Origin of the sequence: Pseudomonas sp. 3MA1 (assembly GCF_029237275.1) — a bacterium.
In the GTDB taxonomy this organism is placed as follows: domain Bacteria; phylum Pseudomonadota; class Gammaproteobacteria; order Pseudomonadales; family Pseudomonadaceae; genus Aquipseudomonas; species Aquipseudomonas fluorescens_AP.
This window is the reverse complement of the sequence record NZ_JAACFX010000015.1, coordinates 44,348-57,928: the sequence shown is the minus strand read 5'-3', so window position 1 is coordinate 57,928 and position 13,581 is coordinate 44,348. Positions and strand designations below refer to the sequence as shown.

At 57.6% G+C, this 13,581-nt stretch carries 17 protein-coding genes; 9 read left to right on the top strand and 8 right to left on the bottom strand.

Annotated elements, in window-relative coordinates:
- Positions 1 to 75: 75 nt before the first annotated feature.
- Positions 76 to 864: an SDR family oxidoreductase gene (locus tag GWQ44_RS28060; RefSeq protein ID WP_275928801.1), complete on the bottom strand. Its 789-nt coding sequence runs from the start codon at positions 862 to 864 to the stop codon at positions 76 to 78.
- Positions 865 to 918: 54 nt separating this feature from the next.
- Positions 919 to 2,019: an alkene reductase gene (locus GWQ44_RS28055; protein WP_275928800.1), complete on the bottom strand. Its 1,101-nt coding sequence runs from the start codon at positions 2,017 to 2,019 to the stop codon at positions 919 to 921.
- 149 nt (positions 2,020 to 2,168) lie between these two features.
- On the opposite strand from GWQ44_RS28055, the gene GWQ44_RS28050 reads away from it, so the two are divergent.
- On the top strand, positions 2,169 to 2,756 hold the full coding sequence (locus tag GWQ44_RS28050) for a TetR family transcriptional regulator (protein WP_275928799.1): 588 nt from the start codon (positions 2,169 to 2,171) through the stop codon (positions 2,754 to 2,756).
- Between the two features lie 102 nt (positions 2,757 to 2,858).
- Positions 2,859 to 3,113: a bacteriocin immunity protein gene (locus GWQ44_RS28045; protein WP_047304215.1), complete on the top strand. Its 255-nt coding sequence runs from the start codon at positions 2,859 to 2,861 to the stop codon at positions 3,111 to 3,113.
- Between the two features lie 182 nt (positions 3,114 to 3,295).
- Here the strand turns inward: GWQ44_RS28045 and GWQ44_RS28040 are convergent, their stop codons facing one another.
- From GWQ44_RS28040 to GWQ44_RS28030, 3 genes are all read right to left on the bottom strand, one after another.
- Positions 3,296 to 4,027, bottom strand: a complete 732-nt coding sequence (locus GWQ44_RS28040) for a GIY-YIG nuclease family protein (protein WP_275928798.1) — start codon at positions 4,025 to 4,027, stop codon at positions 3,296 to 3,298.
- Positions 4,028 to 4,239: 212 nt separating this feature from the next.
- On the bottom strand, positions 4,240 to 4,659 hold the full coding sequence (locus GWQ44_RS28035) for a hypothetical protein (RefSeq protein WP_275928797.1): 420 nt from the start codon (positions 4,657 to 4,659) through the stop codon (positions 4,240 to 4,242).
- Between the two features lie 129 nt (positions 4,660 to 4,788).
- A complete protein-coding gene (locus tag GWQ44_RS28030) occupies positions 4,789 to 5,574 on the bottom strand; it encodes a LuxR C-terminal-related transcriptional regulator (RefSeq protein WP_103740297.1) in 786 nt (261 codons plus the stop codon).
- Positions 5,575 to 5,712: 138 nt separating this feature from the next.
- Between GWQ44_RS28030 and GWQ44_RS28025 the strand changes: the two genes are divergently transcribed.
- Both GWQ44_RS28025 and GWQ44_RS28020 read left to right on the top strand, forming a co-directional pair.
- Positions 5,713 to 6,816 carry a polyamine ABC transporter substrate-binding protein gene (locus GWQ44_RS28025; protein ID WP_016966847.1) on the top strand — a complete coding sequence of 368 codons (1,104 nt, stop codon included), beginning with the start codon at positions 5,713 to 5,715 and terminating at the stop codon, positions 6,814 to 6,816.
- A 165-nt stretch (positions 6,817 to 6,981) separates the two neighbouring features.
- The gene (locus tag GWQ44_RS28020) at positions 6,982 to 8,151 is read left to right on the top strand and encodes a contractile injection system protein, VgrG/Pvc8 family (RefSeq protein WP_275928796.1); all 1,170 of its coding nucleotides are present in this window, start codon (positions 6,982 to 6,984) and stop codon (positions 8,149 to 8,151) included.
- Between the two features lie 7 nt (positions 8,152 to 8,158).
- On the opposite strand, the gene GWQ44_RS28015 is transcribed toward GWQ44_RS28020, so the two are convergent.
- The 3 genes from GWQ44_RS28015 to GWQ44_RS28005 all read right to left on the bottom strand — a co-directional run bounded on the left by GWQ44_RS28015 (position 8,159) and on the right by GWQ44_RS28005 (position 9,397).
- Positions 8,159 to 8,596 carry a hypothetical protein gene (locus GWQ44_RS28015; RefSeq protein WP_275928795.1) on the bottom strand — a complete coding sequence of 146 codons (438 nt, stop codon included), beginning with the start codon at positions 8,594 to 8,596 and terminating at the stop codon, positions 8,159 to 8,161.
- Positions 8,597 to 8,656: 60 nt separating this feature from the next.
- The gene (locus GWQ44_RS28010; RefSeq protein ID WP_103740294.1) at positions 8,657 to 9,043 is read right to left on the bottom strand and encodes a hypothetical protein; all 387 of its coding nucleotides are present in this window, start codon (positions 9,041 to 9,043) and stop codon (positions 8,657 to 8,659) included.
- A 69-nt stretch (positions 9,044 to 9,112) separates the two neighbouring features.
- Positions 9,113 to 9,397, bottom strand: coding sequence for a hypothetical protein (locus GWQ44_RS28005; RefSeq protein WP_103740293.1), 285 nt, complete (start codon positions 9,395 to 9,397; stop codon positions 9,113 to 9,115).
- Positions 9,398 to 9,514: 117 nt separating this feature from the next.
- On the opposite strand from GWQ44_RS28005, the gene GWQ44_RS28000 reads away from it, so the two are divergent.
- The 5 genes from GWQ44_RS28000 to GWQ44_RS27980 all read left to right on the top strand — a co-directional run bounded on the left by GWQ44_RS28000 (position 9,515) and on the right by GWQ44_RS27980 (position 13,366).
- On the top strand, positions 9,515 to 9,952 hold the full coding sequence (locus tag GWQ44_RS28000) for a hypothetical protein (protein WP_275928794.1): 438 nt from the start codon (positions 9,515 to 9,517) through the stop codon (positions 9,950 to 9,952).
- 63 nt (positions 9,953 to 10,015) lie between these two features.
- The gene (locus tag GWQ44_RS27995) at positions 10,016 to 10,612 is read left to right on the top strand and encodes a hypothetical protein (RefSeq protein ID WP_275928793.1); all 597 of its coding nucleotides are present in this window, start codon (positions 10,016 to 10,018) and stop codon (positions 10,610 to 10,612) included.
- 270 nt (positions 10,613 to 10,882) lie between these two features.
- On the top strand, positions 10,883 to 11,446 hold the full coding sequence (locus GWQ44_RS27990; protein WP_275928792.1) for a hypothetical protein: 564 nt from the start codon (positions 10,883 to 10,885) through the stop codon (positions 11,444 to 11,446).
- Positions 11,447 to 11,470: 24 nt separating this feature from the next.
- Positions 11,471 to 11,848 (top strand): hypothetical protein, encoded by a 378-nt coding sequence (locus GWQ44_RS27985; protein ID WP_110653312.1) that lies wholly within the window; start codon positions 11,471 to 11,473, stop codon positions 11,846 to 11,848.
- Positions 11,849 to 12,241: 393 nt separating this feature from the next.
- Complete coding sequence (locus tag GWQ44_RS27980) at positions 12,242 to 13,366, top strand: DUF4238 domain-containing protein (protein WP_275928791.1); 1,125 nt, start codon at positions 12,242 to 12,244, stop codon at positions 13,364 to 13,366.
- The last annotated feature ends 215 nt before the right edge of the window (positions 13,367 to 13,581 follow it).

The following is a 13,581-nucleotide window of genomic DNA, read 5'->3' as shown; positions in this document are numbered from 1 at the left end:
TGCTACTCCGAACAACGGACCGGATTCGTCGCAGTGCCTGCCGCGAATCCGCCGCCAATGCTCGTTACCTGAGGATTACTGTTGGGACTGGTAACGCTGGGCAACCTCGGACTGGCGGATGTGCCCCAGCAGGGCCTGCCGCGCGTTCTGCAGGTCATCCCAGGGCTGTGCCTGTTGCAGCGGCGGGATGGTCACCGCTTCGCGCCGATCAAAACCGACCAATGCGGCGTCTACCAGATCGCCCACTTCCATGACTTCGTCCAGGGTGTTGATGTCGACGCCGGAGCGGTCCCAGATTTCCGTGCGGGTGGCGGCCGGCAGCACGGCCTGCACGTACACGCCCCGGGGCGACAGTTCCAGGCTCAGGCCTTGGGACAGGAACAGCACAAAGGCTTTGGTCGCGCCATACACCGTCATGCCGAACTCCGGCGCCAGGCCCACCACCGAACCGATGTTGATGATCGCGCCGTCGCCGGCCTTGGCCAGGCGCGGGGCAATGGCACTGGCCAGGCGCACCAGCGCCGTGGTGTTGAGGGCAACCAGTTGCGCAACGCTGTCGGTGCTTTGCTCGATGAAGCTGCCGGACAGGGCGGCGCCGGCGTTATTGACCAGGATGCCGATACGGGCGTCGTCGCGCAGGCGGGTTTCAACGGTGGTCAGATCGCTGAGTTGGGTCAAATCCGCTTTCATTACCTCGACGGCGACCCCGTGTTCGCTGCGCAATCGGCCTGCAAGTGCATCCAGGCGTGCCTGGTCGCGGGCCACCAGGAGCAGATCGTGGCCGCGTTGCGCGAAGCGCTCGGCATAGGTGGCGCCAATGCCAGTGGAGGCGCCAGTGATGAGAACGGTAGGGCGTGAGCTCATGGGCTTATCTCTCTTTCGTAATGGGTGAAAACGGACAGCTCGGTTTGTGCTTGCTCAGCTTGCGCTGGCGTTCGATTCAACCAGCGTCGGGTAGTCGATGTAGCCCGCCGCGCCGCCGCCGTAGAGGGTGGCGGGATTGAATGCGGACAAGGCGGCGCCGGTCTTGAGGCGCTCCACCAGATCCGGGTTGCCAATGAACGGACGACCGAAGGCGATCAGGTCGGCCTGGTCTTCGGCGAGCCGCGAGGTCGCCAGCTCCAGGTCATAGCCGTTGTTGGCGATGTAGGTGTTTTTGAAGCGCTGGCGCAGGGCGGCGAAATCCAATGGCGCCACGTCGCGCGGGCCACCGGTCGCGCCTTCGACCATGTGCAGGTAAACGACGCCGAGGGCATCGAGTTGATCGACGACGTAATCGAATTGCGCCTGCGGATCGCTGCTGGAGACGCCGTTGGCCGGCGATACCGGCGACAAGCGCACCCCTGTGCGATCCGCGCCGATTTCATTGACCACGGCTGCGGTGACTTCGAGCAACAGACGCGCACGATTTTCAATCGAACCGCCGTAGGCATCGGTGCGCACGTTGGCGCTGTCCTTGAGGAACTGATCCAGCAGATAGCCGTTCGCGCCGTGAATTTCCACACCGTCGAACCCGGCGGCGATTGCGTTCGCCGCGGCCTGGCGGAAATCGGCGACGATCCCCGGCAGTTCGTTGATGTCCAGTGCACGGGGCTCGGAGACGTCGACAAAGCGGTTGTTGACGAACACCTGGGTGGCCGCGCGCAGCGCGGAAGGGGCCACCGGGGCGGCGCCGTTTTCTTGCAGATCAACGTGGGACACGCGGCCGACATGCCACAGTTGCACAAAGATCTTGGCGCCCTGGGCGTGGACCGCGTCGGTCACCTTGCGCCAGCCATCAATCTGCGCCTGGGTGTAGATCCCGGGGGTGTCCTGATAGCCCTGGCCCTGTCGGGAAATCTGCGTGGCTTCGCTGATCAGCAAGCCTGCGCCAGCGCGTTGGCTGTAATAGGTGGCGGCGAATTCGCGGGGAACAAAGCCTGCGCCCGCGCGGTTGCGGGTCAGTGGCGCGAGGACGATGCGGTTCGCCAGCGTGAGGGCGCCAAGGGTGTAAGGGGTGAACAGATTCTGATCGGTCATCTGGTGTCTCTTCCGTGCCCGTGAGTGGAGATCGGTGGTGCGTGCAATTAGGATGATGATCGAAATCTAAACTGTCAACGGTTTTGATTATGGTCGACATCTATGTATGATTGGGCCGCTGATTTCCCAATCAACATGAGGTATTGCACGTGAGAGTGAGCAAGGCCCAGGCGCAGGCCAATCGAGAGCACATCGTTGAAACGGCCTCAGAGTTGTTCCGTGAGCGCGGTTTCGACGGTGTGGGTGTGTCGGATCTGATGGCGGCGGCCGGTTTCACCCACGGCGGCTTCTACAAGCATTTCGGCTCCAAGGCCGACCTCATGGCCGAGGCCTCGGCCTGCAGCCTGGCCAAGTCGCTGGCAGCGGCGCAGGCGCTGGATGTACCGGGTTTCATCGACGTCTATGTGACCCGAGAACATCGCGACGGACGCGGCAGCGGTTGCACCATGGCCGCGTTGTGCGGCGATGCGGCGCGTCAATCGGATGAGGTAAAAGCGAGGTTTGCCGAAGGGGTCGAGCACACCCTGCAAAGCCTGGGTGACAAATACCCGACAGGGCCGGATGCCGCTCCGGGGGAGGGCCGGCGGAAAATGATCGACCTGCTGGCCCGGGCGGTGGGTGCGATCATGTTGTCCCGCGCCTGCCCGGATGATTCCGCGCTGGCGGATGAGATTCTTCAGGTGTGCCGCGCTGAGATGCTGGCGTCGTTGGCGGTGGCGGATGGCGAGCCTGTGTGATGCAGGTCGAAGCGCTTAAAACTGCCTGGATAGCGGGGATGCTGCAAGACCAGGGACGATTCAGAAATCACATTGACCTTCACCAGAGAAAACAAGCAGCACATGGAAGATATTTCTGAATTTACCGAAGCCCAATTCATTGCCTTCGTCAACAACATACGGCTCGTCAACAAGGGTGGGACGGATGATGAGCTCGGTGAGCTGCTTGAAAAGTTCAGCAAGCTCGCCGGTCATCCAGATGGCTATGACCTGATTTTCCACCCCGAACCCGGTGCGGATAACTCCGCCGAGGGTGTTACCCAGGCAGTGAAAGCATGGCGCAATGCCCAGGGACTCTCGGGATTCAAGAGCGACTGATTGAAGCGCCACCCACGTCAAGCGACCTGCCCACGGTCAAGGACGATACGAAGCTCCCAGGCTTGCTTTAAGTATCGTCGTGGCGCGTGAGTCACTCCCTTGTTCTTGGGACCTCGAAGAGCCGCTCCTGGTCATTAGTCGCTTTGCTGATCCGACATCCCCGAAGGAGGGTGGCAGGCCCTTCAGTTGCCGTTCAGCCCGCTGTCGCGGGTCAGAAGGCGGCGTTTCCAATGAATTTCCTTCTGCATCATTTCTTCCTTGCCGGTGTGCTTGTCGGCAATTTCAAGGATGCTGAACCTGAAGTTTTCCGCGAAATTATCGCCACGCCGGGTGTGCAGGTCACGTAGGCGGGTGTTTCCGCCATGTCCGTTATGGGCGTAGGTGACCCAGCGGTCCCACAGGCCGCCAGTGCCGGTCGCGGAGCCTACGTAGAGCTGATGCTCGCCTTCGGTGCGGTCTGAGATGAGGTACACGCCCGCTACGCTGGAAAGCGCGGTCTGCCAGGACTCCAGTCCTTGTTTGACGATGATGTTCAGTTCCCGATGGGAGATGTCGACTTCCTTGAAGCCAGGAAACTTGCCGACCGTCATGGGCTTTTCCAGGATCGAGGACACCACCATGCTTTTCAGGCAGGTTTCCAGCCACAGATAGTTCCCCCGCGGCTTGGTGTAGTCGAGTATCAAGCGACCTTCCAGCTCGGCAAATTCAGGCACGCGGCGGTAGTCGTAGACGAAGTCATGCTTGTCTTTATCACTCTTCGACTCGTTGAGTTTGAGTGAGTCGTAAACGCCAGCCAGCAGCCATTTCTTGCTGCCGGGCAGTTCCACCAGGCCGATCACGTACTCGCATTCGAAGTTCCTGCGCGACTGCCACGACTGCCAGACGTCGAACTCGCCGGCCAGGTAAACGTCCATCGGGTGGTCAATCCCGTTGTGTTGGGCTAGATGCACCTTGGTGTTCTGTGTGTTGAGTGACGGCAGGAGGCTGGTCAGAAGCTGTATAAGCATGAGGGATTGGCTCGGTTGAGAAATCACGTAGCGAAGCCACGGATGTGCGCGCTCGCCTGAAACGGGGTGACGTTGCGCATCAAGCGTCTTTGCGCTCCGCCGGTAAGCCTGGGAGGCTGTCAGGAAAGGCGCTGGCGACGCTCAATCTTTCTGCGCGCCAGCGCACCTCCGGCTAGCACCGCCGGCAAGATGACCAGGCAGCAGGTGAAATGCACCCAGCCCATTTGGTTCCCCAAGAAGATTCCCACCGGAACGCCCCAGACCAGCAGGATGATGACCCCGACCCAGATGGCGGGACGCAAGGTGCGGGTCGCCTGGATTCGGGTGCCGACAAATCCTCCGACGCCTGCCGCGATGGCCCAGCCAAGCACCGTCAGCCATTGGACGGTGTCGATGCTGACCAGTTGATTGTGCTGTTGTCTCCAGCCCGGTTCGCCAGGGGCCACGAACACAGGAGGGAGAAACTGTGAAATGACCAGCCCGAAAACAGGCAGCACCAAAGCGCAGGACAGCAGGCCGAAGAGAATGGCTTTGAACATGGGGGGACTACATCCGTGTTGAGAGAGGCTTGGAAGGTGTTGCTGATGGGATGCGGGTAGTGTGAGGCATCCTGGCGCAGCAGCGGTGTGTTTAGGGTGCGGGAGGGAGCGTCAGCGAGGTCGTTGGCATCAAGAGAGCACCTCCTGTTTGGGCATGAAGAAGCGAGCGAAGAGTTCGGATTGTGACTTGATGTTCAGCTTGGCGTAAATGTTACGGCGGTGAACCTTGATGGTTTCTGCCGAGAGCGAAAGTTTGCCGGCGATCTCCTTGTTGGAAAAACCGCTGAGCAACAGCCGGAGTACATCGCTTTCCCGCGTGGTGATCTGCGTGCCCAGTTGGCCGATGGTTTCCGGCCATTGCGGCGGGGCGGCCAGGCTCTTTTCCAGATCGTTCTCAAAACACATGCGCTGATGCATCAATGCGATCACCCAGGGCTTGATAAGGTCGAGCATGGTGATTTGTTCTTGATTGAAATGCACACGGCTGCCGATGGAAATGCACAGGGTTCTGTCGGCATCGAGTTGCACGTTGTATTGCACTTCATCCATGGAAATGTATTGGGCGAAGTACTGGTGGTAGTACTCGGTTTCAACAAAGTATTCCGGGGCAATGTCCAATAAGTGAAAGAAGCCGCTTTGCGGGTTTTCCCGGTTGGCGATGTAAAAGGGGTCCAGTAAGTAGAGTCCCTTTACATATAGATGAGTGAAGGCGTCCACCTCTTCCACATCGGCGATCTCGGGAAGGCTGATCACTTGCACCTGTTGATGGCTGAAGATCAGTACCACCCAATTGTCGATCTGCACGTATTCATTGAGGGTACGAATCAGTGAGCTCCAGAAGTCTGGGCGGTTCAGTTGCATGATCAACTTTCCAATCGATCGATGCCAGGCCAGGCTATGAAGGTCGAGCGGCATTTTCTACCCCTTTAGGGTTAGGGAATCGTAGGTCCAGGGTAAGTAATTGGAGGTATTTACTCTTGGCTAAGGCTCGGTATATTCGCTTGCAGGATTTACGACAGCCATGAGGGCACGTCGTCTGGACAAGGATGTTGCATGAGAAAATCACCTTTGCGAACCGTTTTTTCCGCCGCGCTTCTCTGGGCCGGGATCAGCTCATCGGCAGGGGCGGTAGAGCCCGGGATGTACTTGTACAACTGGTTCGGGCTGCTCGCTCCGGAAACCCCGAAAGAGTTCGAACAGGCCACTGGCACCCGCATTCACATGGATGCTTTCGACAGCGCCGAGATCATGCAGAGCAAGGTCATGGCCGGGCGCACAGGCTATGACGTGGTCGTGGCGACCTCCAATGTGCTGCCCAGCCTGATCCAGGCCGGAGTGCTGCAGCCGCTCGATCCTGCCCAACTGAGTAACCTGTCCCACGTCGACCCGGACATCCTGGCCCAGCTTGCGGTCAATGATCCGGGCAATCGTTACGCGGTGCCTTACCTGTGGGGCACCACCGGGATCGGCTACGACGTGGACAAGGTCAAAGCGGCCTTGGGTGACAATGCGCCGGTCAATAGCTGGGACCTGATCTTCAAGGAAGAGAACATCAGCAAGTTGCAGTCCTGTGGCGTGGCCATGCTCGATTCTCCCAGCGAGATCATTTCCATCGCCCTGAACTACCTTGGACTGCCGAGCAACAGCAAGAACCCGGATGACTACCAGAAAGCCCAAGCCCTGCTGTTGAAGATTCGCCCCTACATCCTTTATTTCGACTCGTCGCGCATCGACGCCGACTTGGCGGACGGCAACATCTGTGCGGTTGTGGGCTGGGCCAACGGTGCGCTTGCCGCGCAGGCCATCAATGAAAAGTCCAACACTGGACGGCGGATTACTTACAGCCTTCCCCGTGAAGGCGCGCTGGTCTGGTCGGAGAATCTGGTGCTGTTGAAAGATGCCCCGCATCCCAAGGCAGGCCTGGCGTTTATCAACTACATGTTGCGGCCGGAAGTGATTGCCAAGACTTCAAATCACACGCTGTATCCCAATGCCAACAAGGATGCCACGGAGTTTGTCCAACAGAAGTTGCGCGACAATCCGTGGATTTATCCAGACAAGCAAACGGTTGCCACACTGGTTCCGCTAGAACCGCTGCCATTGAAACTGGAGCGGATCCGCACACGGGTCTGGACCAAGGTGAAGAGCAGCATCTGATTTAGTTCGGCTCTTTATCGCCAGCGCTGCGCAAGTTTCATCGCCAGTGCGGGCTCATTATTTAAAACATTCGATGAAATGTACTGGCCATGCGCAGAGCAACTCCTGCGCATGGCGGTATGTGCCTGCGTCCATTCAACACCTCAAGCAACAGGAGAACAGTGGATGTTCAGCCCAGCCCCTCAAACGCACTTCAACTTGACACTCGACGCACTTGATCAGGATGTACAAGTGCTTGCCTTCACTGGCGAGGAGGCGATCGGCAAGCCTTACTTCTTCAGGGTGGAGTTTGTCTGCGAGCGGCCAGAGCTGGAGCTGCAAAGCCTGGTCGACAGCGAGGCCTTTCTGGCCTTCGACAGCCAGGGCAACGGCATTCATGGACGCCTCTATCACATCGGCAAAGACGCGGAGCATTCACATCCGCAGCGCTACAACCTGGCCCTGGTCCCGCATTTGTCCTACTTGCGCCATCGCACCAACCAGCGCATCTACCAACAGTTCTCGGTGCCAGCCATCGTCGCCTTGATTCTCGAAGAACACGGGATCCTGGGCGACGCCTACCGCTTCCAGCTGGGTTCCAGCTACCCCAAGCGCGACTGCTGCACCCAGTTCGGTGAAACCGATTTGCACTTTATTCAGCGCCTGTGCGAGGAGGAGGGGATTCACTTTCACTTCCAGCACAGCGCTCAAGGACACGTGCTGGTGTTTGGCGATCATCAGGCGGTCTTCCCGCGGATCGAGCCAACCACGGCTGCCATGCCCGAGCCCAGCACCGCGAGCAGCCCGCCGACCGGCGATAACCGCCGCGCGGCTTATCGTCAGCGGGAGGGGCAGGGCGCGTGCAGCGCACTGCACAGCGGCCATGTCCTGAACCTCGCCGGCCCGTCAGGCCAGGCGGACAATGAGGCATGGCTGGTGACTCGGGTCATCCACGCAGGCGGACCAGCGCAAAGCTCGGCCGAGCCCGCCGCCAACCCGGGAGGCGCGGACGACTGGCAGCCGGGTTACCGCAATCGCTTCACGCTGGAGCCATGGGACCTGGCCTACCGTCCGCCTTCGGCGCACGAAAAGCCCCAGGTCAGCAGCCAGACCGCAGTGGTCATCGCGGTGGACGACGAGGCACTGCGCGGTGATCGGCGCCTGGCAAGGCTCAAGGTCAAGTTTCCCTGGGACCGCGAAGGTCGGTTCGATGACAAAAGCAGCTGCTGGCTAGGGGGCGCCGCCAATTGGCACTGCGCAACGACCCCGCTGCGAGCGGGCGTGGAAGTCAGGGTCACCTTTGTTGAAAGCGATCCCGATCAGCCCCTGATCAGCGGCTGCCTGTGCTGTGGCTAGCGCCCGGTCATTGCCCGGCGTTTTTGGCGGCGAAGGTTTCGCCGGTCAGGATGATGACGTTTTCTCTTGAGTGGACGCTGGTGACGCTGTTGATCACCACCTTGAGTGCGCTGGGGTTGGGGAACAGCGCAAACAACAACTCGAAATACAGGTAGTCCTGGATCAAGCGTGCCGCCAGGTCCGGATGGTCTTGCAGCAGCGCCCTGAAGCTTGGGTAGCCCAGCTCCGCCAGTTCCGGGATGTCGACAAAGCCCTGGGCCAGATCGTCGGTTCTGCATTCGGCGTTGAAGGTGTCGGCGACCTCCAGAAAGCCTGGCGGCAGATCGCGGTGGCTGATGCGCAGTTCATAGGGCGTTGCCGGGATCGACAGCGCCTCGCCGAAGCCCAGGCTGCGATAGCCGACGGTTCGCGGGTCGATGAGTTGGCCGGCTGAGGTGAACTTCATGGGGATTGGCGTCTGAATTGGCAGGGGCAGGGCGTCAGTTTGTTTTCGCAGGTTCAAGAGCTAACCTCCTTTCGGTCGCTGCAAGCGCCCGCGGCCGTGGTAGTTCAGGAAGTCCCACATCGGTGCGGTGAGCGTTTCCTGTGAGGCAATGCGCCAGAAGGTTGTTTCCCCCAGCAGCGGTTGCAGGTGATTGATCAGTTCCTGCGCCGCATTGTGGTGCCCGGTGTGCAGCCAGTACCTGAACAGTTGCTGGTTTTCCTGTCTGGGTAATTGCGCCGCCTGGAGCAGTATCAGTGAATATCGAAAATCAAGGGTCCACAGACGCTTGAGGAAGTCGACCCGCTCGGGGATGGGCAGGCTCACCAGCCATTTTCGCGCCTGATGGTCCACGTCGGCTGTGCTGGTTCTATTGGCCAGTTGTTCGGGAGTGAAGTGAGTGTCATCCATGATTTGCAATCGTCAGAGAAGCCGAGAAGGGACTGTATTGTGTCCGATGTGATGCGGTAACACGCGGCGCTATTTCTTTGCATCATCTTCAAGGTAAACCTCGGAGCCTGCGGGTATGGATTCCTTCTTGATCATGCTGGGTAGCGAGAACGGGGTATGGCTCAAGAGCTGTGTTTTCTTGACTGAAACAAAAAAATCAATGTGTGTATAAATGTGCTCGCCTTGTGGTGTGCAGATGAGCAACGGGGCCCCGTTTTTGAGTTCGCGCATAAAGGCCTGGGGGACACCAGGAGCGAGCACGCAACCTTGGCCCGTTATGCTGAAAACGTCTTCAACTTCAAAAAGAAATTGCATCGGGTGCGCCTGATCTGGTCATTCTTTCATGTGATCCGACTCTATCTTTTAGTGGCGGCGCTTCCAACTGCTTCATGCGCTACTCAGGTTTGAACTATATGGATTTGGAGCTTGGAAATGGGGTTCTCCACCACTGTCTGGGAATGGTACGGGCAGGATGAGTACAAGCGGGTGCTGGCGGTGGGCGAGGCGATTGATGCCCTCGGATTCCTGGTATTGGATTCCGGCGCTCAGCAGGCCAGCATTCCCGATTGCGCCGCCTGTGAAGCCTGGTCCATGGCGATGTTGCCATTGGAGGCGCTGCTTGCAACGTGCGCGAGCGCTTTGCCGGATGAGGTTCGGGCTGGAGTGCAAAACCTCTGGGAGCAATGCAATGGGTTGTCCGAGGCGGCCTTTCATTGTGGCGATCGGGGGATCGTCGAGCATAGGCAGTGGCAATCGCTGCGGGAGGCCGCTAGGCAGTTGCTGGCGGTGATGGAGGAGGCGCAGTTGCGCCCCTTTCTGGAGGAACTGATGGTGGATTGTGGGCGTGCAGTGTATGGCGTGAAGTCTTGACCCAAGTATTGGCCAGAGGCTGTTAACGAATGCATCGACCTGTGACTGAGTGGAAAGAAACGGATGTTTGACGAGCTGATATTTACCGGTAAAACGCCCGCAAAAGATGATGCCTATGTCGGTGGCGGGGCCTGTCTGCCGACTGATCTGGCATGGCCCTGCTCGCCTGATGGAGTCCCACTGACACATCTGATGGCCTTTCCTGGGCGTTGGTTCTCAGAGGCCTTGATCGATAGGAATTACTGGGTTTCGGTTTTTGTGCCGTACTGGCCGGGCGAGGTCGGCCACTATCGAAAGTTGCGTGCCGTCCAAGGACGCTCGGAAGCGGTTGTCATGGGCTATTCGCGAGCCGGTTCCGAGCGGAATGAGGCGGTTCAGCCGATTTCAGATCGCGGGACAGTGCGGCTGGGGGTGAACGCCGACGTGGACGATGATGAAAACCTGGCCTCGAAGTTGGATGGCGTGGACGCTTGGCTGCAGTCGCCTGTTTCAGCGGGAGCAGGGCGTAGAAGGGTTTCCATTTATGGGGGCGATCTGGATAGAGCGCTGCCTGAGCATAAAGGCGTGCTTTCGGATGGCATGGGGTATCTGTTTCTGGATGAGGACTTTTCAGAGAGGACAGGCGCGGGGATTGGTCGGTTCTTTTTGCAGTTGGGGTAGGGCGATACGGCGCTATTGAACTGATGCTCAGAAAGGCAGCATGGAAACGCCCTGTCACTTGGTAGGAGCTTTGCCTAAGTGTCTGCGGTTCTTGGAAGCTACCCGTTTGGACTCGCCGGTGTCGGTACCTTTCTCAGGGAGCAAGTTCCAGGAAATTTTGCGACCGCTGTTCTCGTCAAAGGCATAGGACGGATGTGCTAGATAGCCCTTTGCTACATGTTCAGGGTGCGAAGCTGTTGCCTTCAAAAATAACGGCAAAGGACCGGCCCCATGATCGCTTTTACAAGGCATCTCTTGCCTGCCGCATTACTGTGTAGTGCCCTCGCTGCCCAGGCGAGCGAAGTGCTGAAGGGCGACTTCTGGGTCGTTCACTACCAGGGCGTCTTGGGCAAGAATCAGGTGTTCATCGCCGACGGCGACCCCACTCACATCATCAATCGTCCAGGTGGCGCGAAATCATTGGGTGTCTATCAACTTTACGAAGAGCCCGGTAAACCCAACTTCACCGCTTACGATGTCGAAATCGATTGTGCAAAGAACCGCATGCGCATCATGGGTGCGGCGGATTTCCGCAGCGTGTTCAATGATTTTCGCAATGTGAAGTATTCCAGCCAGTGGCAGAGCAAACCTGACGCCTGGCTGGCACAAAGCCGTGACTTTGTCTGTAAGCCGACTGAACGCCAAGCCAAGAAGATGGAGCACTTGGGTGTGATGTCCGCGCCGCAAATGAGCAAGGCAGGGCCGCAGTTCTTCGAGATATTGAACCGCGAGGCGGCCAAGGCGGCCATCATGCAGAAGATAGATGAAGGGTTCGCGCAGATGTCTGCCAAGTAACCTGGCCTTCAGGGAGAAGACTTTATGAACCGATTGTTTATGTTGGCCCTGCTCGCCACCTTGCTCAGTGGCTGCGCATCATTGTCGGCCAGCAGTGCCTGGAAAGATCGCCCGGTGGGCGAACTGATCGACTTCTTCGGCGTGCCAAGGCAGATCATGGTAGCGCCGGAGGAAGATATGGTCGTGCTCAGATATGTACGTGACAGTAGCTATGTTTCACGTGAAGCCGCGGGTACTTACACGGGGCCGCAGAACGGGCAACTTGTGCACGCAGAATACTGGGAAGACGTGCAGCACTCAGGCAGTTGCGAAATCAATGTGTTCGTCAACAGAGCGCGACTGGTGGAGAAGGTGCGAACTAAAGGGCGTTGTGTAGCGGTCGAGATGGGGCCGGCAGGGTAGGAATGGGCCACTGGCGAGGGCAGATTCCACGAACAGGCACATCAAGACAGTGGTCGTCGACCTGCGCTACGGGCGCGTGCATGGCCCACTTTGGGGTTTGAAGATATCGGCAGCCCTGTACTAGGTCTCATCCGAGAACTCGTAAGGTTTTGCAATTGCAGAACTCCTTCTTGTAGAGGAGTAGGGGCTCTACAAAAACTGAGCCAGCGAGGGGCCATGATTGGAGTTCCGGGGTTTCGTACAGAGTCTCCCAGAGCTGCACTTCACGAAGGGCAGGAACCGGCAAAGCGGACGTTCGTAACTGGCCGCTAACGGCCGAAGCGGGCAGTTACGCAGGCTTAGCAGCACTTCCTTGAAGCTTGAAGGCATCAATAGAAGCAGGGGTGATTCTCAATGACAAAACAACAGTCGTACAGACATCACTATGTGCCCCAGTGGTATCAGAGAGGATTTCTTCTAGAGGGTCATACCGCGTTCAAAATATTGGACTTGCGGCCAGAGGTTTTCCGCGACGCTAAAGGAGTAGTTGTCGGTAAAGCGCGTGCAATACTAACCAAAGGACCGGATGCTTGGTTTTTTGAGCGGGACCTATACACCACTCGCGTGTTGGGCGAACCAAATGATGACATCGAAAGATTTCTGTTTGGAGCAATAGACAGGACGGGAAAGGAAGCAATTCAGGCGTTAGTCGAGAGCGACTGGGACAAAGTGCACTTCACATACACCCAAGTTTTCGAGTTCCTCGATGCACTCCGATTGCGTACACCCAAAGGCCTCCGATTCCTTCAATCAACGCTTGCGACGGAAAATCAGCAGGAACTCATGGTTCGCATGCAGGAAGTTCGCAGGATGCACTGTGTGATGTGGATGGAAGGCGCCATAGAGATTTTCGAAGCTGCCCAATCAGAGATCAAGTTCATTTTTTCAGACCACCCTGTAACATTTTTCAATCCTCATGTTTTCCCGAAAGATCGTGCCATACCGGAAGGTTTAGACGTTCCCCAGCACTGGTTGGGGACCCAAACCTTGATTCCACTCGATAGCAACCGTTTGATGGTGATCACACATAGGGAGTGGGGTCGCAAGCAAGGCGAAATTCGAGCTAGAAAATCACGCACCAATCCAAGACTTTTTGATAACCCGCTAATTACTTACGATGGCATTCAAAGAGGAAGACAACTTTCTGAGAAGCAGGTGCGAGAGGTCAATTACATAATCAAGACTCGGGCGGAGCGTTACATCGCCAGCTGCAACGAGCAACACTTGTTTCCTGAGCGCCATCTTAAAACTACTCTGTGGAGCAAGCTGGGGAACTTTCTACTGCCTCGGAGCTATGCGACAGCGCTTCAGAGCGGTTTCATGACAGTAAAAATGAAAGACGGTTCTTACTACTTTCAAGATGAATTTGGCCGGCGCCCAAACAGCAAAACCGAATTTGATAAAGCAGTACAAGACGCAAAATCAATGGAGGCAATGATGAAAAGGGTTCTAGGCAAGAGGTATTGCGACGAAGAGTGAGAGGTCGCTCTACTCTTAGCCTAGCAAGCCCTTTAGGCTGTTCGAATGCTCAGTAAAAACGATTCCACCCCCTTTTCGGTTCTGCTTTTCTTATTCTTCAGCCTATTCGCTCTTGACCGATTGCTGCCTTTACAAGAGGCCGCAATCGGCCAAAAGAGGTCGTTCTCTGACAATAAAACTGCGTGATTCAGTCAGAGAAAAGCATTGCAAGGCGA

Excerpts from the sequence above, each read along its gene's own strand:
- GWQ44_RS28000 (WP_275928794.1), top strand. The coding sequence starts at position 9,515 with ATGGGGTTCTCCACCACTGTCTGGGAATGGTACGGGCAGGATGAGTAC.
- GWQ44_RS28015 (WP_275928795.1), bottom strand. The coding sequence starts at position 8,596 with ATGAAGTTCACCTCAGCCGGCCAACTCATCGACCCGCGAACCGTCGGC.
- GWQ44_RS27990 (WP_275928792.1), top strand. The coding sequence starts at position 10,883 with ATGATCGCTTTTACAAGGCATCTCTTGCCTGCCGCATTACTGTGTAGT.
- GWQ44_RS28025 (WP_016966847.1), top strand. The coding sequence starts at position 5,713 with ATGAGAAAATCACCTTTGCGAACCGTTTTTTCCGCCGCGCTTCTCTGG.
- GWQ44_RS28060 (WP_275928801.1), bottom strand. The coding sequence starts at position 864 with ATGAGCTCACGCCCTACCGTTCTCATCACTGGCGCCTCCACTGGCATT.
- GWQ44_RS28045 (WP_047304215.1), top strand. The coding sequence starts at position 2,859 with ATGGAAGATATTTCTGAATTTACCGAAGCCCAATTCATTGCCTTCGTC.
- GWQ44_RS28010 (WP_103740294.1), bottom strand. The coding sequence starts at position 9,043 with ATGGATGACACTCACTTCACTCCCGAACAACTGGCCAATAGAACCAGC.
- GWQ44_RS28030 (WP_103740297.1), bottom strand. The coding sequence starts at position 5,574 with ATGCCGCTCGACCTTCATAGCCTGGCCTGGCATCGATCGATTGGAAAG.
- GWQ44_RS27995 (WP_275928793.1), top strand. The coding sequence starts at position 10,016 with ATGTTTGACGAGCTGATATTTACCGGTAAAACGCCCGCAAAAGATGAT.
- GWQ44_RS28005 (WP_103740293.1), bottom strand. The coding sequence starts at position 9,397 with ATGCAATTTCTTTTTGAAGTTGAAGACGTTTTCAGCATAACGGGCCAA.
- GWQ44_RS28035 (WP_275928797.1), bottom strand. The coding sequence starts at position 4,659 with ATGTTCAAAGCCATTCTCTTCGGCCTGCTGTCCTGCGCTTTGGTGCTG.
- GWQ44_RS27980 (WP_275928791.1), top strand. The coding sequence starts at position 12,242 with ATGACAAAACAACAGTCGTACAGACATCACTATGTGCCCCAGTGGTAT.
- GWQ44_RS28040 (WP_275928798.1), bottom strand. The coding sequence starts at position 4,027 with ATGGACGTTTACCTGGCCGGCGAGTTCGACGTCTGGCAGTCGTGGCAG.
- GWQ44_RS28020 (WP_275928796.1), top strand. The coding sequence starts at position 6,982 with ATGTTCAGCCCAGCCCCTCAAACGCACTTCAACTTGACACTCGACGCA.
- GWQ44_RS27985 (WP_110653312.1), top strand. The coding sequence starts at position 11,471 with ATGAACCGATTGTTTATGTTGGCCCTGCTCGCCACCTTGCTCAGTGGC.
- GWQ44_RS28055 (WP_275928800.1), bottom strand. The coding sequence starts at position 2,019 with ATGACCGATCAGAATCTGTTCACCCCTTACACCCTTGGCGCCCTCACG.